Below are 18,200 nucleotides of genomic sequence, written 5' to 3'. Positions count from 1 at the left end.
CTCCTCAGAGCAGTTCGGAGGCGCGCTTGATGCCCGCGCGGATCCGGTTGTAGGTCCCACAGCGGCAGATGTTCGACATCTCGGCGTCGATATCCTCATCCGTGGGGCTCGGGTTGCTGGCGAGGAGCGCCGCGGCCGCCATGATCTGGCCGGACTGGCAATAGCCGCACTGCGGCACGTCGATTTCGAGCCAGGCCTGCTGGACCGGGTGGGTCCGATCGGGCGAGAGGCCCTCGATCGTGGTGATCTCGTCCTCGGGCGCGATGTCCTGGATCAGGAGCTGGCAGGAGCGGGTCGCGACGCCGCCGACATGCACCGTGCACGCGCCGCAGACGGCGATGCCGCAGCCGAACTTCGTGCCGGTGAGCCCCAGCTGCTCGCGAAGCACCCAGAGCAGCGGCGTGTCGGGCTCGGCCTCCACATCGTGGACACTGCCGTTCACGGTGAGTTGTGGCATCTGTCTTGCTCCCCCATGCTGCACTTTGTCGCAGCATAGGTGCGCTGGGCGCTCCGAAAAAGCACATTCTCAACCTGAGCGGTTCGTCGCTTCTGGTAGCTAGCGCTGAGACTCAGGGAGTGCCCGAATCTGAGGGCGTATCAGTCGACGGCGCGCCGACGGCACGTGCTAATCGGACACAGATTGCTGGTCCTGAGGACGCAACCCAGGGCAGCCGGGATGAGTTCGCGAGAGCAGCAGCAGTCTTTCGCCGCTACTTCTCCAGAACGTAGCTGCCGGGGGCATCCTGAAGGGCAGGGTGCCGCGCGCTGCCCATCGGGGGCGGCGCGGCCAGTTTGCCCGAGCGGGCGGAGAGCCAGTCCCTCCAGTCCGTCCACCAACTGCCGTCGTGCCGCGTCGCGCTCTGCAGCCACTGTTCGGGGCTATGTGCCGCTTCGGCAACCTCTCGCGTCCAGTAGGCGCCCTTGCCGCCCGGTGGATTGATGACCCCGGCAATATGTCCACTGGAGGCGCGCACGAACCGCACGTCCCCGCCAAACAGCTGCGTGATGCGCCAAGCTGCGTCCCAAGGCACGATGTGGTCCTTTTCGGCCCCGATCGCGTAGCAGTCCTGCTTGATCGTCCCCAGATCCAGAGGAACGCCCTTCAGCGTGACCTTGCCGGGCTCGACAAGGTTGTTCTCGACATAGGTGTTGCGAAGATACCAGCTGTGCGCGGCACGGGTCATGCGCGTCCCGTCGCTGTTCCAGTAAAGCAGGTCGAAGGCCGGCGGCTTGTTGCCCAGCAGGTAGTTGTTGACCACGTTGGCCCAGATCAGGTCGTTCGAGCGCAGCAGGCTGAACATGTTCGACATCTCGCGGCTGTCGAGATAGCCGCGATCCATCATCTGCTGCTCGATCAGGTCTAGCCCCGGCTCGTCCATGAACACCGCGGTTTCACCCACCCGCGAGAAGTCCTGAAGCGAGACCATGAAGCTGGCCGAGTTGATCCGCTTGTCACCCTTGGCCGCAAGCATCGCGAGAGTCATCGTCAGCAGCGTGCCCCCGATGCAGTAGCCCATGATGTTGACCGTGGGGCTGCCGGTGATCTCCCGCGCGACATCGCTCGCCTCGAGCAGGCCCAGGTCCATGTAATCCTCGATGCCGATCCCGTCCATCGAGGCATCCGGGTTCTTCCACGAGACCATGAATACGGTGAAGCCCTGATCCACCAGGTATTTCACCATGCTGTTCCGGGGCTGCATGTCGAGGATGTAGTACTTGTTGATCCAGGGCGGCAGGATCAGCAGCGGGATCTGGTGCGCCTGCTTGGTAGCGGGCGCGTACTGAATGAGTTCGATCAGCCGGTTGCGATGGACCACCTTGCCGGGGGTCAGCGCGAGGTTCCGTCCCGGCGCGAAGGCGTCCGCATCGGTTATGCTGAGCCGCCCGGCGGCGAGGTCGGCCATCAGGTTCCGCGCCCCTGCGGCGAGGCTGGTACCCCCGGTTTCGATCGCCTTGCGCAGCGCGGCGGGGTTGGACAGCAGCATCAGGGTCGGGCTCATCGCGTCGACGAACTGGCGCAGGTGGAAGTTGATGCGCCGCTCCTCGGCATCGTCGATGTTTTCCGCCTTGCTCTGCTCCAGCAGCCAGTTGGAGGCGAGCAGATAGACCTCCATCAGGGTGCGGTAGGCCGGGTTCGAGTGCCATTCGGGTGCGGCAAAGCGCTTGTCCGTCGGGGCAGCGGCCGGGGCCTTTTCTTGCGCGGCCTGCGCCATGCCCAGCCAGCGCTGCCCCGCCTCGTGCCAGACGTTTATCGCCGAACGCCACAGCTCCTGATTGAACTCCATCACGGCCACGGCCGTTTCGGGACGCGACAGCGAGCGCACCCAGACGATACGCAGGGCGCGGGCAATCTCTGCCCAGTCCAGCGGGATGACGTCCCGCAGCGGGTTCGCGTTCCACATCTGGTCGATCGAGCGGAGCGTCGGGTTCTGTGACAGCGCCTCCTGAAGCTGCTGCGTACCGCCCGCGAGCGACCCGGCAAGCGGAACGCTGAACACGTCCGTCCGCGCGACATCTGAACCGGCTGCATACGGCGGAGACGCGGAAACCTGATCCATCCAGGAACTCCACATCCGCAGCAGGACATCGGGGCCAGGCACGGTCCCAGACCTTGGGGTATCTCCGGCGGTATCTTCGGCCATGCTCGTTCTCCAACGCCTGGATGCGGTGGCCCGGACTTCCGCCATCGGAGGCGCGGGACTGAGACCGGGTCGGTGCGCCCGAAAGTGCAGCCCTTGCCGAGTACGATGAGCGGTCCCCCAACCCCATCCATCATGCGTCGCGCAGGTCCTCGGGGTCAATCCCGCGCAAGTGTGTCGTATCTGGATGTCCGCACACGGTCTTAGACCAGCAAGCGTTTTGAAATGACATCTCAGGTTCAAGTAAACGAACGGGAGGGGCCAAATTATCGACGTGGCATGCCGTTCGGCAACAGGCGGAGAGCCGTTCGAGCGACGCCAGCGAGACAAAGAGGCCTGATCTGTGACCTGCTGGACAGGCACGGGCGAGGGAGATGTGTAGTCTAAGATTGTGGCGGAAGCTCCGATAGGGACAGTCCGCCCGCGCCAAACTGAACTGGTCGTGGTGCGAGGTCAGCTGCTTGCGTTTGCGAGCGCGTCGACGGGAAACTTCTGCACTACGACGTCGGTCTGCATCGCTCGGGCGGCACCCTCGCGCCGCGATCAACTCGCATGGTTGTGGGCGGTCGACAACAGACGCGGCCGATCCGCGAGGTCTTTCACACAACCAGCGAGAGGGCAGGGGTCAGGTCATTCGCCCATCCAACCCTGATCATGCCAGTCGTCGACGCTGCCCGGCCAAGAGAGAGGTGCGCCGTCAGCGCCCTTCAGCACCCCGCTGTCATAGAGGAACCGTGCCATCTCCTGAAAGCGGGCCGGGTCGATCCTCCCAACCGGCACCTGGCCGTCGCGCAGATAGCCGCCGCCGACGATCGCCTGCATCGAGCCGTGCACCAGTTCGCGGTTCGGGAAGTCCCCGGCCGCTATCAGCAGGTCGGCCGCGTCCTCGGGGTTGTCGGCCGCCCATTCATAGCCCTTCTGCGTGGCAGTCATGAAGGCGCGCACTAGGTCGGGCTTATCCTCCAGGATCTCTCCACGGGTGCCGATATAGCCGTTCTGCTGGTCGGGAATGCCGTAGTCGGCGTAGCGGAACGACGATTGCCTGCGGCCGAGGAGTTCGCTGTTCACGCCCTCCCAGGTCGCCACCTCCAGCGTGAAGTCGACCTTGCCCGCGGCGAGCGCCTCGTAGGCGCCGGTGCCGAGCGTCACCGTGTCATAGACCGGATCGCCCCCGTCATTGCGGATCATCGTCCTGATCAGGGCATCTTCCCAGGCGCTGCCGAAGCCCGCGTAGATCTTGCCCGACAGGTCCGCCGGCCGGGTGATGTCGGGATTGTCGCTGTTGTAGACCAGCCGCCCGGTCTCGTGCTGCATCGTGGCCCAGAGCGCCACGAGGTCGGCGCCCCCGGCCCGGGCGCTCATGAAGCCGAGCGCCGTCATGTAGGCGAAATCCGCGGCACCACCTGCCAGCAGCGCCGAGGAACTGGTGTCCGAATAGGGCAGCAGGTCGACGTCGAGACCCACCTCTTCGTAGAAGCCGCGCTCGCGGGCGACGACCAGACCGACATGGTTGGTGTTCAGCATCCAGTCGAGCGCCACCTCGACCTTTTCGGCCGCAGGGGCGGCGACAGGAAGGGTCGCGGTCAGAGCGGCGGCAAGCAGGGCGCGGGATATCATGGGTCATCCTCCAGGAGCAGGGTCTTCAGGGTCTCACGCAGGGGCGCGAGACCCGCCTCGGTCCGCGCGGCGCGTGCGAGCGGCACGGGGATGTCGGCGACGATCCGACCCGGGGGCCCGGCCATCACCAGGATGCGGTCGGCGAGGCTCGTGGCCTCGTGCAGATCATGGGTGACGATGAGCACGCCCCGCGGCTGCACCGCGAGGCGGCCGCACAGCCAGCGCTGCATGCGGATGCGGGTGACCGCGTCCAGGGCCGAGAACGGCTCGTCCAGCAGCAGCCAGCGGGCCTCGGTCGCCATCGTCCGCAGGAAGGCGGCGCGCTGGCGCATGCCGCCGGACAGGGCGTCGGGAAACAGCCCCGCGGTGCCGTCGAGGCCGAAGGCGGCCAGCATCGGGGTCACCCGCGCCATGGCCTCGGGGCGGCGCAGGCCGGCCACCTCGAGGCCCAGTGCCGCATTCTCGGCCACCGTCAGCCAGGGGAACAGGGCGTCGTTCTGTGGCTGATAGCCGATCGCCGGATGCGGGACGGCGGCGGGTTGTCCATCGAGGACCAGGCGTCCCGCCGCCGCGTGAGCCGGGGGAAGAACCCCGGCCAGCCATCGCAGCAGCGTGCTCTTGCCGCAGCCCGAGGGGCCGATCAGGCAGGTCAGCGCAGGTGCGTCGAGCCTGACCGTCAGATCCTCGAGCAGGATCGCGCCCCCCGCGCGCACGTCGAGGCCGATGACCTCAAGCATGGCGACCTGCCAGGGGGTTGCGCGCGGTCACGCGGTCGATCAGGTGCAGCATGCCGAGAAGCGCGAGCGTCAGCGCCGCGGAGACGACCACCGCGGCCAGGACCAGGTCGGCGCGGAAGCTGTTCTTTGCCGCCAGGATATAGATCCCCAGGCCCCGCCGTGCCCCCGCATATTCGGCGAAGATGGTGGCGACGATCGCGTAGGTGGCCGAGATCCGCAGGCCGTTGAAGAACGCGGCGCGCGCCGCTGGCAGCGTGGCGCGGCGAAAGATCAGCCGGGGACGCGCCCCCATCGAGGCCAGCAGGTCGACATAGTCGCGCGGCACCTGGGCATAGCCGGAGAGCAGGCTCAGCAGCACCGGAAAGAAGGTCACGAGGATGACCAGCAGCACCTTGGGCAGCAGGCCGAAGCCGAACCACAGGATCATCAGCGGCGCCAGCGCGACCAGCGGAATGGTCTGGCTGGCCACGAAGAGCGGGATCAGCCCGCGTGCGGCCCAGGGACGGAAATGCAGGGCAACGGATGTGGCAAAGGCGAATCCGACCGACGCAGAGAAACCCAGGGCGGCCACCCCCAGCGTGCTGATCCCGTGGCGGCCGATCGCGGCGCGGTCGGCGATCAGCGCGCGAACGACGCCGCTCGGGCCCGGCAGGACCAGCGGCGAGACGCCGGACAGGCGGCTGTAGCCCTCCCAGAGCACCAGCAGCAGAACAATCAGCACAAGCGCAGGATGCGGGCGCGGGAACATGCAGCAATCCGGTGCGCCTGGGCCGCGCTCAGCGCGGCGACGGGCTGTTGGCCGATGCGGTGAGGTCGATGGTGACATGCCCCTCGGCCGGACCGAAGCGCAGGAACGCCTGCCGCACCGCCTCGACCACGGGGCCGGCGTCGCCCCGCAGCCGGGTGCAGAAGTTCTTCGACCGCAGGAACACGCCGGACTGTTTCAGGAAGTCGATGCATCCGTAGATCTCGTCCATGTGGCGGTCGGCGCCCATGACGTAGAGCGAGAACTGCACGTCGATCTCGACCCCTGACAGTGGCGCGTCCGCCACCGCGGCAAGCGCGTCCGCGCTGCGAACGGCGAGCGGCTGGTCCTGCGCCACCGTCAGCGTCTCGCAGCGGCAGGACGGCTCGTCAGGCTCTCCGGGGCAGCCCCGCGACAGCGTCGCATGCAGCGCGACGTGGTCTGGCCCGCGGGCCGCCGCTGCGAAGAGATCCCGGATCGCATCGAAGAGCGGGCCCGGCGCGCCAACCATCAGCGTCGAGATGTCGTCGGTCTCGATCCGCAATGCGTCGCGATAGGGGTCCAGCTCACCCAGTGCGTGGGTTATGACTCCGACAAAGTCGGACGCCATGGGATAAAGGGACAGTTGCGCGCCGATGAACATGGCTTCTCCTCGCTCCGCTGGCATTACCCAGATCAGCTTGAGGGTTCGCGCGAACCGCGCATCTCAGCCCCGAACGGAGCACCCCTGGCAGACGCAGAGAATGGGCATGGATCATCGAAGTGTCAACGCGTCCGGCCGCAATGGACCCGCGCGCGATGGAAGTGCGCGGCCATGCTGAAACTTCGCGGATGGATCGGACGTCTTGGTCGAGCGTGCGCCAAGGTTGCTGGTGGGGAGACGCGACAGGTCCGCAGCCAGAGGCTGGCTGCGCCTACTTGGCCCGCGTCGCCTCATCCAGTCCCCTCATGCTTGTTCGGTCGGTCAGCAGGAGTGCGTAGGGCCGCAGCACCGGAACGTGGGCGCCGAGCACCACCATGGCGACGGTCACCGGGACGGCCAGCAGCGTGCCGGCTATGCCCCAGACCCAACCCCAGAACACCAGCGACACGAGGATCACGAGCGGGGACAGGGCAATGCTGCGGCCCAGAAGACGCGGATCGAAGTAGTTGCCCATCACCTGTTCGATGACGAGGAGGCCTGCGCCGACCGCGAGGGCGGAGCCCCAACTCTGGGTGATCATGGCGTAGGCGACCGGCAGCAGCCCGGCAATCAGCGAGCCGATCGTCGGAACGAAGTTCAAGAGGAACGTCAGCAGCGCCCAGACGAGAACCAGGTCGACCCCGAACAGCCACAGCCACAGCGCGTAGAGTAGTGCAGTTGCAGCCCCCACCACCGCCCGCATCCCAAGATAGTCACGCACCTTGCCTGCGATCACGTCGGCGGACTCGGTGAGCCGCCATTCGTTGCGTGGCTGCATGATAGTCCGGATCTTGCCGCGCCATTCGCCGCTCTCAATCAGAAGAAGCAGGGTCAGGAACAGGATCAGTGCGACCCCGGCGACCAGCGACAGGAAGGAGCTGAGGATGGCTTCCGCGAGTCCCCCGGCAAGCCGCAGGCTCCGTTCTCCCACCATCCGCAGAAACGGGGCAGGCGACTGGTCTGCCGAGCCGATGCTTTCGGCGGCACCGCGTACGGGGTCGTTGCCGCCGGGCGGAGCGCTGGCGGTCGCGGCGTCGGGGCGACTGGTTCGGTCCTCACCCGTGGGTGCGTCACCAGCAACGAGCGCATCCGTTGCCATGTCCAAAAGATCGCCTGGTTCCGCCGTTGTTTGCTCCGGGACCGAGCCCTGCTGGCCGCCGTCCTGCAGTTCGCCCACGAGTTGCCGTCCAAGGCTGGGCACCCGTTCGGTCACCTGCTGCGCGGCGATCCAGACGCCCGCGACGAACCCCGCCAGGATCAGCAGGATCAGTGCCATGGCAGCCACGATGCCCAGCCACTGGAACCTGCGCGATACCCGTTTCCGGATCCAGTCGCGGACCGGGATCACGGCAAGCGCCAGGAGAATTGCGGTGAGAAGCGGGACGAAGACCGTTGCCAAGGCATGCAGGGCCCAGCCCGACAGAACGACGGCGACGATCGTCATCAGGGTGAGGTAGAGCGTCGGTCGGTCCGCCTTCGACGAGGTTTCGCCCGGCGGAACATCGTGCATCGTTTCCTCTTTGCTCACATCTGTCCCCTTTGTCCCGGCGAACCTTGCTGCTCCTATAACCGCCCAAGCAGGTAAAATATCCCGGTCCTGAGGATTTGAGCTTCTCGCGAAGCCCGATCCGGCAGGAGCCTCGCCGATTCTGCCGAGGTGTTCGGCTGTGGTCCGTTCCGTTGCGGCTTCAGCATGGGGCCGCTCAGCGGCTCGCTCGGCGCACGGCACGTTCCAGCGCGTCGAGGAATCGCGACCGGTCGGCTTTCGTGAACCCTCGCCCGCCGCCCTGCCGGAACGGATCGGCGGACCGCAGATCGGCCATCAGGTCGCGTGTCGCCAAGACGTTGCCGATGTTTTCCGCGCTCAGCGTCGCGCCGTCATGCTTCAGAACCTGGGCACCCGCTTCGACGCATTTCGCGGCCAGGGGAATGTCGCCGGTGACCACCACATCGCCAGGACCGGCGCGATCGGCGATCCACCTGTCGGCCTCGTCCGGTCCCTCCGGCACGATCACGGTTTCGATCAGCGGGTTTGCCGACGGCCGGATCCCTCCGTTGGACACGATCAGGACGCGCAACTGGTGTCTGGTGGCCACGCGCTCGACCTCGGCCTTCACGGGGCAGGCGTCGGCATCGACATAGATCGTCATTCATCACAGTCCTTCTGGCACCGGGATCCCGGCGTCCGCCTCGACGATCAGCTTACCGGCCATCCCTTGCCACCGACAGCCTCGGATCCACTGCGCTGCGGCCAGGCGGAGGGCTGAAGCCGGCAGGTCGTCGCGACAGCGCCCGCTTGTCCTCGCTCGGATACGGCTCCCCGCGCCAACCTTCGACAACGCCAAGACGCCAAGCCGTTCATGCCGCATGTCCGCACGCGACTTCCGGATTTCACACGCCACGGGCATGCCCTCATGCCCCGAGCCGTTGGCCCTCGATGACCGCCATCGCGACGTGGTACAGCAGTCGCGTCGGTGCGTCGGGCTGCAGGGTCCTGCTGTCAAGGTCGATCTGGTTGCGCCAGATCGGGCGGTCCGGGCTGATGTAGTTCCGGAACAGCATGGCCGACAAGTGCCGGGCGCGGGCCACGCCGTCGCGCTCTCCGGCGGACTCGGCCCGCGCCAGATGCGCCTTGATGCCCTCGGTCTGTGGCCACAGCAGCATCGACGTGGTGATCGGCGCGCCCGACGGATCGATCTCGTCATAGACGGCGCCATCGAAGCCGCCGCCCCGGTGCGTGCCGTGGGTCCAGCCGAAGCGATAGAGTGCCGTGGCGTGATCGTCGAAGCGGTGGTCGCCGGTCAGCGCCGCGTAGCGGTGCAGCAACCAGACCCATTCGAACTGGTGGCCGGGTTCCCGGATTAGCCCCGCGGGCGGCGGCGCCGGACCCAGGTCACGATCCAGGAACTCTCGCAGCGAACCGGTTTCGGCGTCGAAGAAATACGCCTCGAACACCCCGAGGATGCGGCGGGCGTGATCCAGCCAGCGCGCCTCGCCCGTCGTCTCGTAGAGCGCCAGCAGCGCCTCGAACAGATGCATGTGCGGGTTCTGACGGCGTGGCAGCGGATAGGGCTCCGCCGGTCGCGTCACGCGGTCATCCTCGTGATAGCCGCCGGTGGCCGGATCGAAGAGCGTGCCGTGCAGCCAGTCGAACGTGGTATCGATCAACGCCCGCGCTGCGGGCGAGGCGCCGAGCCGCAGCCAGGCCGCGAGGCCGAGCAGCACGAAACTGTGGTCGTACGCGTCCTTGACCAGATTCGCGGCGGGCGCGGCCCGGCTGCCGTCGCGGCCGACCGCGCGAAAGAAGCCGCCATCGGACGAGTCGCGCAGATGATCGGTGAGAAAGGCCAGCGCAGCCTCGGCGCCGTCGACGCATTCGCTGCCGCCGCCGTGCAGCCGGGCATGAGCGCAGGTGAACAGCATACGCGCCTGTACCAGCGTCGTCTTGGCATCCTCCGCATAGCGCGCGCCGTCGGCAGAGAGCCGGTCGAAGAAGCCGCCATGCCGCCGGTCCTGCGCGCGCTCCACCCAGAACGGCATCGCGTCCTGATAGAGCCAGAGGTCCGGTCGGGCTTCGCTGCCAGTCATCTGTTCCCTCCCGGTGTCATGACGAACGACAGGCTCGGTCCATGCCTAGATGCTCCCCTCGACGGCTCAGTCGACGAATTGTGGCATCAGCATCCGCGGCAGCCAGAGGCTGATCGACGGAAAGATGATGATCAGTGCCAGAATGGCCAGCATCGGCGCCAGGATGATGGCGACGTCGCGCAGCGCCCGTTTCACCGATATGCCGGCCACCGAACAGGAGATCAGCAGGCACAGCCCGTAGGGCGGCGTCACCAGCCCGAAGGCCAGGCTGATCACGCCGATCATGGCGAAGTGGATCGGGTGCATGCCCACCGCCTGGGTGACCGGCCAGAGCACCGTTCCGAGGATGATGATCGCGGGGATCGCATCGATGAAGCAGCCGATGATCAGGAACGCGATCGCCACCGCAAAGCCCATCTCGGTCACGCCCAGCTCCATCGCCTGCACGTAGAGGACGAGGGCGGCCGGCACCTTGAAATAGGCCAGCAGCCAGCCGAAGGCGCTGGCGGTGCCGATGCAGAACAGCGCGATTGAGGCGAAGCGCCCCGTGTCGTAGAGGACCTCGGTCAGCAGGCGCAGGCCGATGGTGCGGTAGACGACCACGCCGAGGAAGAGGGCATAGAGTGCCGCAATCACCGAGGCCTCGGTCGGCGTGAAGAAGCCGCCGACGATGCCGCCGACGATGATGATCGGCGTCATCAGCGCCAGCGCTATGCGGCGCGCTATTTCGCGCAGGCATTGAAAGGGTCGCCCCGGAACATGGAGGCCTGCTTGGGCCTCGCAGGCTCATATGACTGGCTGTACCGGTTCGAGCTCGCCGATCAGACCTATGCCAGCTGCCGCAAGATCGGCGGCGAAACCTTTGCCTATCACAACAACGTCGGCTTCTCGTACCTGCTCCGCGGCGATTACGGCCGCGCCTCGGTCAGCCTGGCGCAGGCCCGGCGCCTGCAGCCCGGCCACCCGGTCATCGAGAACAACCTCAGGATCCTCCGCAATGCCTCATCCGGTTAACGCCATGCTGCCGCGGCTTGCGTGGGCGTTCATGCTGCTGTGCCTGTTTGCAACCTCCGGCGTGGCGCAGGACGGGACCGGGGTCACGCTCAGCACCAGCCGAGCCGCGCAACTGCAGATCCCGGTGGGCGAGTCCCGCGTGTTCACGACCGCACAGGACATCCAGGAAGTGGTGATCGGAGACGCCGAGATCGCCGATGTCGTCGTGGTGTCCCCGCGATCGTTCTTCATCCTGGGGCAGAGCTTGGGGCAGACGAACCTGCAGGTGTTTTCAGAGGACGCGCTCGTCGGGCTGGTCGATCTCGAGATCACGGTCGACACGGGGGACCTTGCGTCGGTGCTGCGCGGGGTGGGTGGCAATGTCAGGGCGGAATCCGTGAACGGGCGGTTGCGCCTGTCGGGAACCGTTCCCGACGCGGTGACGCTGACGCGCGTGCTGGAAATCGCCGACCAGTACGGATCGGACGCGGTGGTCAACGCCATCGACGTCGTCGATCCGCAGCAGGTCTTCCTGAAAGTCCGGATGATCGAGGCATCCCGCGAGGCCGGCCAGGCCATCGGCCTCGGGGTCGTGGCGCAGAGCGACTCGAATGACCGCCTTCAGCTGGGGACCGGCCGGATCGCCAATCCGGTGCCGTTCGGCAGCTTCCTCGCGACCCTGGTCGAGGACGGGATATCGGTCAATCTCCTGATCGAGGCGCTGGAGGAGAGGGGGCTGGTGCGCAACCTTGCCGAGCCGACGCTGGCCGCGCTGTCCGGGGAAACGGCCAGCTTTCTGGCCGGTGGCGAGGTGCCCATCCCGGTGGCGCAGGACGGTGACGAGGTGAGCGTCGAATACAAGGAGTTCGGGGTCCGGCTCAGTTTCACGCCCGTCGTGCTGGGCAACGGCCTGATCAACCTGACGCTCGAGCCCGAGGTCAGCCAGCTTGACCTGAACAACACCTACAACACCGGCACCATCGAGCTGCCGAGCTTTTCCACGCGGCGCGCCAGTACGACGATCGAACTACGTGCCGGGCAGAGCTTCGTGATCGCCGGCCTGCTGCAGCGCAACAACGCGCGGCGCCGGTCGCAGGTGCCGTGGCTGGGTAGCGTTCCGGTGCTGGGGGCGCTCTTTCGCTCGGCGTCGTGGCAGAAGGATGAAACCGACCTGGTCATCATCGTCACACCGTACCTGAACAAGCCTGGTGGCCCCACGGAACGGATCGCAACCCCGCTGGACGACTCGATCCTGACGACCGAGGGGGAGTTCTTCCTGACCGGCACGCAGGAGATCACCCGCGGCGAGTTGGAGCGCCGCCTGCGCAGGCGCTCGATCGACGGACCGTTTGGGCACATCATCGAGGGCAGCAGCGGTGGTTAGAGCCCTGTTTCTGAGCGCTGTCACGGCCTTGGCAGGGTGCGCGGACCCGATGTCCCATACGGACGGGCTGTTTCCGGACGCCGGGTCGGCGCAACTTAGAAACCTGAGCAGCCAGACGATCGGGCCTGCCTATGGGTATGGCGCGAACCCGGGCGGCTTTGGACCACGCGCGGTCGACGTGATACAGCAATACCAGACAGGCGCCGCGCCGGTCGCAAGCCCGGTTTCGGCCGTGGAGGTCACGCCGGCCACCTAGGCTCCCCGCCTTGTCGTTCAGGTCCAGTAGGCAGCGACCTTCTCCGGCATTGCCATTTAGCCGCCGGTTTTGACTGACCTCGTCTGTGTTGGACAGCGAAGCCGACCCTGCGCGTTGATCTGGCGTTTACCTTGTTCCCGCTTTGCGATTGTTTCCATTCGCCATCGGGCTTATCGCGTCGGTCAGGCTAGTCCTGCCAGCGCGAGGAGACGTGTTGCCTGATGGGATCGTTCCCGCTCACCGTCTACCGGAAGCTGTCCTCGATCCTTGTCGCGGAACGGGGCGCATCCGCCATCGAGTTTGCCCTGCTCGCTCCGGTTCTGGTGCTCGGCCTCCTCGGAACCGTGGATGTGGGCCGCGCGCTCACCGAGCAGATGACCATCGGGTCGCTTCTGCGAACAGGGGCGCAGAGCATCATGGCGGGTGTTGACGCTGCAAAGATCGAACCGATGCTAATCGCAGCCAGTGGCGACGAGTCTGTTTTCGTCGAGGTGCCGACGTCGCCAATGTGTGCCTGTCCCGACAACCCCCAGGTCACAGTTGATTGTTCCACCACCTGTCCGGGCGCCGAGCCCACGGGGATCTATTATTCTCTGACTGCTTCGAAGTCATTCTCGGGGATATTCCTCCCAGACATCGTCCTGTCGCGATCCCTGCAAGTGCAGGTGCGATGACGCACCGTCGACAGCTGCGCCGCCCGCTGTGCTGCGAGTCCGGGGTGGCGGCGATCGAGTTCGCGTTGGTCGGCTTGCTCGCCATCGTCCTGATCCTGGGGATATTCGAGTTCGGCCGCGCCCTGTTCATCCGCAATCAACTGGTCTTCGCGGCAGACATCGCAACGCGAAAAGCGCTGATCCATCGCCCGCAAACGGCCACTGATCTCGAGGAGCTGGAAGCGGCCATCCGCGACACGATCACATTCGATCAGAGTGAACTGCAGGTCGAACTTGCTCTGCCCTCGGTCGACGGAATCATGCCGATCACCCTGCGACAGCCCCTGACCCTGCTGCTGCCCGACCTGTATCAGAACAGCATTACACTCAGCGTTGATCGATCGATCCCGCTGCCTTGAGGGCCAGACGAAATAGCTGTTTTGGTATCGATTGACGCCTACTTTTCCGGGCGGGTTCACCGTCGCGCGGTCCGAGAAAGCGGACCCTTGGCGGGGCAGTGGAGTTTGGTGGAGCCAAGGGGAGTCGAACCCCTGACCTCTTGAATGCCATTCAAGCGCTCTACCAACTGAGCTATGGCCCCACCGGAGGTCCGCAGCAGCAACCGCTGCCTGCGTGGGGGGTCGTATAGGAGCAGGCGTCCGGGGGCGCAAGCGCAAAAAGTCAGGCAGCGCGGGCGGTGACGATCGCCATGAAAAAAGGGGCCTCATGGCCCCTCTGTTCACGCGCGGCGCCTGGCGAGGATCAGTCCTCGTCGCTTTCTGCGACGTCGGCGATCTCGTCCAGCGACACGTTGTCTTCATCGTCGTCGTCTTCCAGCAGATCGTCGTCCAGATCGCCGGCGTCGTCACCCAGCTCCTCGTCATCAAGGCTTGCGTCCTGGTCGGTGTCGGGTGCTGCGGTCTTTTCCGAAATCAGCGCCCGGGTGCGGCCGCTCTGCAGCGCCTCGAGCGTGAACTCGACCCCGCAGGACGGGCAGGTCATCGGATCGTGCTGCAGGTCATAGAACCGTGTCTGGCACTGCGGGCACAGGCGTTTCGTGCCCCATTCTTCCTTGGGCATTGCAATGTCTTTCTGCCGGGGTCAGGTAGATCCGGTGTCCCGTGCCACAGGCGCCGGGGGGTGTCAAAGCCTTTTCCCCGATCCGGGCCGGGCTGACGGTTCGACGGGATGGCAGGGATGACCGGAGGGGATGCAGCGATCATCGTGGTGGACGGCGACATCCCGGTCACGCTGCGCCGCCATGCGCGCGCGCGCCGGATGACCCTGCGGGTTTCGCGTAGCGACGGCGGTGTGGTGCTGACCATGCCGCTGCGCGCCGATCCCGCCGCGGCGCGCGCCTTCGCCGTGTCGCGGGCCGGGTGGCTGCGTCAGACCCGCAGCGCCATGCCGGTGCCCCGGACTGTGGTCCCTGGGTCTGCCCTTCCGGTCGAGGGGCGCGACCGCATCGTGACGCCGGGTCCGGTGCGGACCGTTGCGCTGGATGCGGACGTGCTTATGGTCCCGGATCACCGCCCGGTCGGTCCGCTGCTCGAGGCGTGGCTGAAACATCGGGCCCGCGACCGGCTGGCCGCTGCCTGCGACCGTCATGTGGCGGTGCTGGGCCGAGGGTTTGCCGCGATCACCCTGCGCGACACGCGGTCGCGCTGGGGCAGCTGCACGCATGATGGCAGGCTGATGTTTTCATGGCGCCTGGCGATGGCCCCACCGGCGGTGCTGGATTACGTCGCCGCCCACGAGGTCGCGCATCTGGCTCACATGGACCATTCGCCACGGTTCTGGGGGGAAGTAGAGCGCCTGCTGCCGGAGCATGCAGCGCATCGGGCGTGGTTGCGGCGGCACGGCGGCGATCTGCTGTGCTGGCGCTTCCGCGACTAGAGTCCCGCAGGAGGATTGACCGAACACGGGGCCGCCGCGTCTCTTGACCCGTGCCGTGCGTGTGATCACAAGCATCTCATGGCCACTGCCACCCCGACCCAGCCCGCCGCGCATGAGCGGCTGTATCGCAGCCTGCGCGGGCGGATCATGCTGGGCGAACTGCCGCCGGGACGTGCCCTGACCTTGCGCGGGCTGGCCGCGGAACACCGGGTTAGCATGACCCCCGCGCGCGAGGCGGTGCGACGGCTGGTCGCCGAAGGCGCGCTGACGCTCTCCGGGTCCGGCCGTGTCACGACGCCGGAACTGTCGGTGGAGCGGCTGGAGGAACTGGCGACCCTGCGGGCGCTGATCGAGCCGGAACTTGCCGCGCGCGCCCTGCCACGAGCGCATCTGGCGCTGATCGACCGGCTGGCGGCGATCAACGCCGGGATCGGCGACGCCGCGCAGAACCATGACGCGGTCGGCTACATGCGGTCCAATCTGGAGTTTCATCGCACCCTGTATCTGCGGGCGCAAGCGCCGGCGATGCTCGCCGTCCTGGAAACCATCTGGCTGCAGCTGGGCCCGACTATGCGCGCCGTCTACCAGAGGATGCGCCGCAATGAGCCGCCCCGGCACCACCGGATGATCCTGGCTGCTTTGCGGGCCGGGGACGAACCGGGACTGCGACTGGCGGTGCGCGCCGATGTCTCGCAGGGTCTGCGGCACCTGATGCCGGCCGAGCCGCCGCGCTGAGCGGCGACGCAGGCCGCCGTCACACCTCTTCGATGCGCAGCTCGACGGGGTCGCCGGTGATCACGCCGGTACGGGGCAGGGCGGCGATGGCATGGTCGATCGCCTCGGGCGTGGTCTTGTGAGTGACGATCAGTACCGGGGCCGATCCGGCGGCATGGCCATACTGGCGCATCCGGTCGATCGAGATGCCGGCGTCGCCCAGAACCGTGGCCACCTTGGCCAGCGCCCCGGGCTTGTCGGCCAGTTCCAAGCGCAGGTAATAGGCAGCGGGGACCGCCGTGCGGGCCGGATGGGGCGTCTGCAGCGCCGCGGCCGGCTGGCCGAACACCGGCAGGCGGATGCCCCGCGCGATGTCGACGATGTCGGACAGGACCGCGCTGGCGGTGGGCCCTTCGCCGGCACCGGCGCCGCGCAGCACGATCTGCCCGACCGCGTCGCCCTCGATCACGACCATGTTCGTGCCGCCCTCCAGCTGGCCCAGCGGGCTGTCGCAGGGCACGAGGCAGGGCGACATCCTCTGTTCCAGCCCGCGCGCCGTCATCTGGGCAACGCCGAGCAGCTTGATCCGGTACCCCATGTCGGCGGCGCGGTTGATGTCGTCGATCGACACCCGCTCGATGCCCTCGATCTCCACCGCGTCGAAGGCGACGCGGGTGCCGAAGGCGATCGCGGCCAGGATCGCCAGCTTGTGAGATGCGTCGATGCCGCCCACGTCCAGCGTCGGATCAGCCTCCAGATAACCGAGCTGCCGGGCTTCTTCGAATACCGTTTCGTAGGGCAGGCCCGCGGACTGCATCCGGGTCAGGATGTAGTTGCAGGTGCCGTTCATCACCCCCATGACGCGGGTGAGGGCATTGCCCGCCAGGCTTTCCGTCATCGTCTTGATGACCGGGATTCCGCCCGCGACCGCCGCCTCGAACCTGATCAGCCTGTCCTGCGCCTCGGCCCGCTCGGCCAGCGCCTGGCCGTGCACGGCCAGCATCGCCTTGTTGGCCGTGACCACATCCTTGCCGCTGTCCAGCGCTGCCTCGGTCGCGTCCTTGGCGATGCCCTCGTCGCCGCCGATCAGCTCGACGAACACGTCCACATCATCGCGCCGGGCCAGGTCGACGGCCGATTCCTCCCACGCGTAGTCCGACAGATCGGCGTCGCGGTTCTTGTGCCGGTCGCGGGCGCAGACGGCGGTGATGGTCACGGCGCGGCCGCAGCGCGCGGCCAGCAGGTCGGCGTGGTTCTGGATGATCTTGACGACACCGATCCCGACCGTGCCGAGACCGGCGATGCCAAGACGCAGGGGGGCGGACATGAGGGCCTCGTGCACTAGGGTGGCGCGGTGTTAGCCCGGCCCGCGGGGGGATTGCAACGACCGGCCGCCCGGCACGCCTTGCCGGGCAGGAGGGCCGGTCCGCTAGAGCCAGCGCCGTGTCCGTGCGGCCCAGGCGCTGAAGGTCGCGGCATCCCGCTCGCGCAACCACCTTTCCTCGCGCGTAATGAAGCGCCGCGTGATCGCGATCATGAAACCGGGAACCAGCACCGGCAGCGCCAGCGGTGCCCAGATCAGGCACAACCCGGCGAGGATGATCGCATCGGCCAAATAGATCGGATTGCGGCTGAATGCGTAGACGCCGTGGGTGACCAGCGCCGTGGGGCGGCTGGTCGGCATCAGGGTAGCGCGGGCGCGTGCCATCGTCAGCGCAGCCACCCCCATCAGCAGGATACCGGCTGCGATCAGCGCCCACCCCATCACCCGAACGAACGGGGACCCGTGTGGCCAAAACTGTCCGGCGGCCCATGCCATCGCGGCGAACAGGGCCAGCCAAACCGGCGGGTACTGCAGGGGACCTCGGGGGGTATCAGGCGTGGTCATCATCGGCACTCCGGTTCAACGGCGCAATGTCCGCCCTCAGTCGTCGGTCGTCCAGTCGCCATCGCCCGTGGAATGGATCACCCGCGCGGCCCTATGGGCGGTGTGCATGGTCAGCGCGCGGACCGCACGCAGATCCTCGATCCCCAGCGTTCCGTCAAAGCGCTCGCCTCGACTGCCGGCAAAGACCGGCTGCCACCCACCCGCGGGCGCCGGCTGCCAGACCGCGTGGCACAGCAGGTTGCGCCAGGCCTTCACCTCGGTCAGCGTGTCGATCAGATCGGCGTCGGTGCGTCCGGTCTGGCGCAGGGTCCGGTCCAGGCGGGCAATCAGCGGTCACGTCCGTCAAGCTGGTGTAATTTCCCGGATGGCCTGAGGGCATGATCAGGCGGCTTTCGTTGTGATGCTGAG

Annotated in this window: 21 protein-coding genes, 1 tRNA gene and 1 riboswitch; of the genes, 7 read left to right on the top strand and 15 right to left on the bottom strand. The window is 67.0% G+C overall.

Going from position 1 to position 18,200, the window contains the following annotated elements:
- Nucleotides 1-4 precede the first annotated feature (4 nt).
- The 10 genes from Q0938_RS16115 to Q0938_RS16070 all read right to left on the bottom strand — a co-directional run bounded on the left by Q0938_RS16115 (nt 5) and on the right by Q0938_RS16070 (nt 10,722).
- Complete coding sequence (locus tag Q0938_RS16115; RefSeq protein WP_299364528.1) at nt 5-457, bottom strand: (2Fe-2S)-binding protein; 453 nt, start codon at nt 455-457, stop codon at nt 5-7.
- Between the two features lie 253 nt (nt 458-710).
- A complete protein-coding gene (gene phaC, locus Q0938_RS16110; RefSeq protein WP_299364525.1) occupies nt 711-2,498 on the bottom strand; it encodes a class I poly(R)-hydroxyalkanoic acid synthase in 1,788 nt (595 codons plus the stop codon).
- 771 nt (nt 2,499-3,269) lie between these two features.
- On the bottom strand, nt 3,270-4,256 hold the full coding sequence (locus Q0938_RS16105; RefSeq protein WP_299364523.1) for an ABC transporter substrate-binding protein: 987 nt from the start codon (nt 4,254-4,256) through the stop codon (nt 3,270-3,272).
- Complete coding sequence (locus Q0938_RS16100) at nt 4,253-4,993, bottom strand: ABC transporter ATP-binding protein (RefSeq protein ID WP_299364520.1); 741 nt, start codon at nt 4,991-4,993, stop codon at nt 4,253-4,255. The genes Q0938_RS16105 and Q0938_RS16100 overlap by 4 nt, the downstream gene beginning before the upstream one ends.
- A complete protein-coding gene (locus tag Q0938_RS16095; protein ID WP_299364519.1) occupies nt 4,986-5,741 on the bottom strand; it encodes an ABC transporter permease in 756 nt (251 codons plus the stop codon). Before Q0938_RS16095 ends, Q0938_RS16100 begins: the two co-directional genes overlap by 8 nt.
- A gap of 28 nt (nt 5,742-5,769) precedes the next feature.
- Nucleotides 5,770-6,381 carry a YkoF family thiamine/hydroxymethylpyrimidine-binding protein gene (locus Q0938_RS16090; protein WP_299364516.1) on the bottom strand — a complete coding sequence of 204 codons (612 nt, stop codon included), beginning with the start codon at nt 6,379-6,381 and terminating at the stop codon, nt 5,770-5,772.
- Nucleotides 6,374-6,477, bottom strand: a riboswitch (TPP riboswitch). (Overlaps the previous gene by 8 nt.)
- A gap of 175 nt (nt 6,478-6,652) precedes the next feature.
- Nucleotides 6,653-7,930 (bottom strand): AI-2E family transporter, encoded by a 1,278-nt coding sequence (locus Q0938_RS16085; RefSeq protein ID WP_299364512.1) that lies wholly within the window; start codon nt 7,928-7,930, stop codon nt 6,653-6,655.
- A 193-nt stretch (nt 7,931-8,123) separates the two neighbouring features.
- Nucleotides 8,124-8,570, bottom strand: a complete 447-nt coding sequence (locus tag Q0938_RS16080; RefSeq protein ID WP_299364510.1) for a YaiI/YqxD family protein — start codon at nt 8,568-8,570, stop codon at nt 8,124-8,126.
- 262 nt (nt 8,571-8,832) lie between these two features.
- Complete coding sequence (locus Q0938_RS16075) at nt 8,833-10,008, bottom strand: AGE family epimerase/isomerase (RefSeq protein WP_299364508.1); 1,176 nt, start codon at nt 10,006-10,008, stop codon at nt 8,833-8,835.
- A gap of 66 nt (nt 10,009-10,074) precedes the next feature.
- Nucleotides 10,075-10,722, bottom strand: a complete 648-nt coding sequence (locus Q0938_RS16070; protein ID WP_299364578.1) for a TRAP transporter large permease subunit — start codon at nt 10,720-10,722, stop codon at nt 10,075-10,077.
- 45 nt (nt 10,723-10,767) lie between these two features.
- Here Q0938_RS16070 and Q0938_RS16065 point away from each other — a divergent pair, with 45 nt between their 5' ends.
- From Q0938_RS16065 to Q0938_RS16045, 5 genes are all read left to right on the top strand, one after another.
- The gene (locus Q0938_RS16065; RefSeq protein ID WP_299364506.1) at nt 10,768-11,022 is read left to right on the top strand and encodes a hypothetical protein; all 255 of its coding nucleotides are present in this window, start codon (nt 10,768-10,770) and stop codon (nt 11,020-11,022) included.
- Nucleotides 11,006-12,385 carry a type II and III secretion system protein family protein gene (locus Q0938_RS16060; RefSeq protein ID WP_299364503.1) on the top strand — a complete coding sequence of 460 codons (1,380 nt, stop codon included), beginning with the start codon at nt 11,006-11,008 and terminating at the stop codon, nt 12,383-12,385. Before Q0938_RS16065 ends, Q0938_RS16060 begins: the two co-directional genes overlap by 17 nt.
- A 49-nt stretch (nt 12,386-12,434) precedes the next feature.
- A complete protein-coding gene (locus Q0938_RS16055) occupies nt 12,435-12,641 on the top strand; it encodes a hypothetical protein (RefSeq protein WP_299364500.1) in 207 nt (68 codons plus the stop codon).
- A 221-nt stretch (nt 12,642-12,862) separates the two neighbouring features.
- Nucleotides 12,863-13,315, top strand: a complete 453-nt coding sequence (locus Q0938_RS16050) for a TadE family protein (protein ID WP_299364497.1) — start codon at nt 12,863-12,865, stop codon at nt 13,313-13,315.
- Nucleotides 13,316-13,359: 44 nt separating this feature from the next.
- Nucleotides 13,360-13,713, top strand: a complete 354-nt coding sequence (locus Q0938_RS16045; protein ID WP_299364494.1) for a TadE family protein — start codon at nt 13,360-13,362, stop codon at nt 13,711-13,713.
- Between the two features lie 106 nt (nt 13,714-13,819).
- Here the strand turns inward: Q0938_RS16045 and Q0938_RS16040 are convergent.
- Nucleotides 13,820-13,895 (bottom strand) — tRNA-Ala (locus Q0938_RS16040).
- Between the two features lie 161 nt (nt 13,896-14,056).
- On the bottom strand, nt 14,057-14,374 hold the full coding sequence (locus Q0938_RS16035; RefSeq protein WP_299364491.1) for a TIGR02300 family protein: 318 nt from the start codon (nt 14,372-14,374) through the stop codon (nt 14,057-14,059).
- 117 nt (nt 14,375-14,491) lie between these two features.
- Here Q0938_RS16035 and Q0938_RS16030 point away from each other — a divergent pair, with 117 nt between their 5' ends.
- The gene (locus Q0938_RS16030) at nt 14,492-15,190 is read left to right on the top strand and encodes a SprT family zinc-dependent metalloprotease (RefSeq protein ID WP_299364488.1); all 699 of its coding nucleotides are present in this window, start codon (nt 14,492-14,494) and stop codon (nt 15,188-15,190) included.
- Between the two features lie 78 nt (nt 15,191-15,268).
- The gene (locus tag Q0938_RS16025) at nt 15,269-15,925 is read left to right on the top strand and encodes a GntR family transcriptional regulator (protein ID WP_299364485.1); all 657 of its coding nucleotides are present in this window, start codon (nt 15,269-15,271) and stop codon (nt 15,923-15,925) included.
- 19 nt (nt 15,926-15,944) lie between these two features.
- Here Q0938_RS16025 and Q0938_RS16020 read toward each other — a convergent pair whose 3' ends face one another.
- The 3 genes from Q0938_RS16020 to Q0938_RS16010 all read right to left on the bottom strand — a co-directional run bounded on the left by Q0938_RS16020 (nt 15,945) and on the right by Q0938_RS16010 (nt 18,047).
- Nucleotides 15,945-17,231 (bottom strand): homoserine dehydrogenase, encoded by a 1,287-nt coding sequence (locus tag Q0938_RS16020; RefSeq protein ID WP_299364482.1) that lies wholly within the window; start codon nt 17,229-17,231, stop codon nt 15,945-15,947.
- A gap of 102 nt (nt 17,232-17,333) precedes the next feature.
- Entirely contained in the window at nt 17,334-17,792 is a 459-nt protein-coding gene (locus tag Q0938_RS16015; protein WP_299364479.1) for an isoprenylcysteine carboxylmethyltransferase family protein, read from the bottom strand.
- A gap of 36 nt (nt 17,793-17,828) precedes the next feature.
- Entirely contained in the window at nt 17,829-18,047 is a 219-nt protein-coding gene (locus tag Q0938_RS16010) for a hypothetical protein (RefSeq protein WP_299364476.1), read from the bottom strand.
- Nucleotides 18,048-18,200 lie beyond the last annotated feature (153 nt).

Origin of the sequence: uncultured Paracoccus sp. (assembly GCF_947496875.1) — a bacterium.
In the GTDB taxonomy this organism is placed as follows: Bacteria; Pseudomonadota; Alphaproteobacteria; order Rhodobacterales; family Rhodobacteraceae; genus Paracoccus.
Note: the sequence above shows the minus strand (reverse complement) of the source record. Positions and strands in the feature narration are given on the sequence as shown.

Excerpts from the sequence above, each read along its gene's own strand:
- Q0938_RS16115 (WP_299364528.1), bottom strand. The coding sequence starts at position 457 with ATGCCACAACTCACCGTGAACGGCAGTGTCCACGATGTGGAGGCCGAG.
- Q0938_RS16105 (WP_299364523.1), bottom strand. The coding sequence starts at position 4,256 with ATGATATCCCGCGCCCTGCTTGCCGCCGCTCTGACCGCGACCCTTCCT.
- Q0938_RS16100 (WP_299364520.1), bottom strand. The coding sequence starts at position 4,993 with ATGCTTGAGGTCATCGGCCTCGACGTGCGCGCGGGGGGCGCGATCCTG.
- Q0938_RS16095 (WP_299364519.1), bottom strand. The coding sequence starts at position 5,741 with ATGTTCCCGCGCCCGCATCCTGCGCTTGTGCTGATTGTTCTGCTGCTG.
- Q0938_RS16090 (WP_299364516.1), bottom strand. The coding sequence starts at position 6,381 with ATGTTCATCGGCGCGCAACTGTCCCTTTATCCCATGGCGTCCGACTTT.
- Q0938_RS16085 (WP_299364512.1), bottom strand. The coding sequence starts at position 7,930 with ATGCACGATGTTCCGCCGGGCGAAACCTCGTCGAAGGCGGACCGACCG.
- Q0938_RS16080 (WP_299364510.1), bottom strand. The coding sequence starts at position 8,570 with ATGACGATCTATGTCGATGCCGACGCCTGCCCCGTGAAGGCCGAGGTC.
- Q0938_RS16075 (WP_299364508.1), bottom strand. The coding sequence starts at position 10,008 with ATGACTGGCAGCGAAGCCCGACCGGACCTCTGGCTCTATCAGGACGCG.
- Q0938_RS16065 (WP_299364506.1), top strand. The coding sequence starts at position 10,768 with ATGGAGGCCTGCTTGGGCCTCGCAGGCTCATATGACTGGCTGTACCGG.
- Q0938_RS16060 (WP_299364503.1), top strand. The coding sequence starts at position 11,006 with ATGCCTCATCCGGTTAACGCCATGCTGCCGCGGCTTGCGTGGGCGTTC.
- Q0938_RS16055 (WP_299364500.1), top strand. The coding sequence starts at position 12,435 with ATGTCCCATACGGACGGGCTGTTTCCGGACGCCGGGTCGGCGCAACTT.
- Q0938_RS16050 (WP_299364497.1), top strand. The coding sequence starts at position 12,863 with ATGGGATCGTTCCCGCTCACCGTCTACCGGAAGCTGTCCTCGATCCTT.
- Q0938_RS16035 (WP_299364491.1), bottom strand. The coding sequence starts at position 14,374 with ATGCCCAAGGAAGAATGGGGCACGAAACGCCTGTGCCCGCAGTGCCAG.
- Q0938_RS16030 (WP_299364488.1), top strand. The coding sequence starts at position 14,492 with ATGACCGGAGGGGATGCAGCGATCATCGTGGTGGACGGCGACATCCCG.
- Q0938_RS16025 (WP_299364485.1), top strand. The coding sequence starts at position 15,269 with ATGGCCACTGCCACCCCGACCCAGCCCGCCGCGCATGAGCGGCTGTAT.
- Q0938_RS16020 (WP_299364482.1), bottom strand. The coding sequence starts at position 17,231 with ATGTCCGCCCCCCTGCGTCTTGGCATCGCCGGTCTCGGCACGGTCGGG.
- Q0938_RS16015 (WP_299364479.1), bottom strand. The coding sequence starts at position 17,792 with ATGACCACGCCTGATACCCCCCGAGGTCCCCTGCAGTACCCGCCGGTT.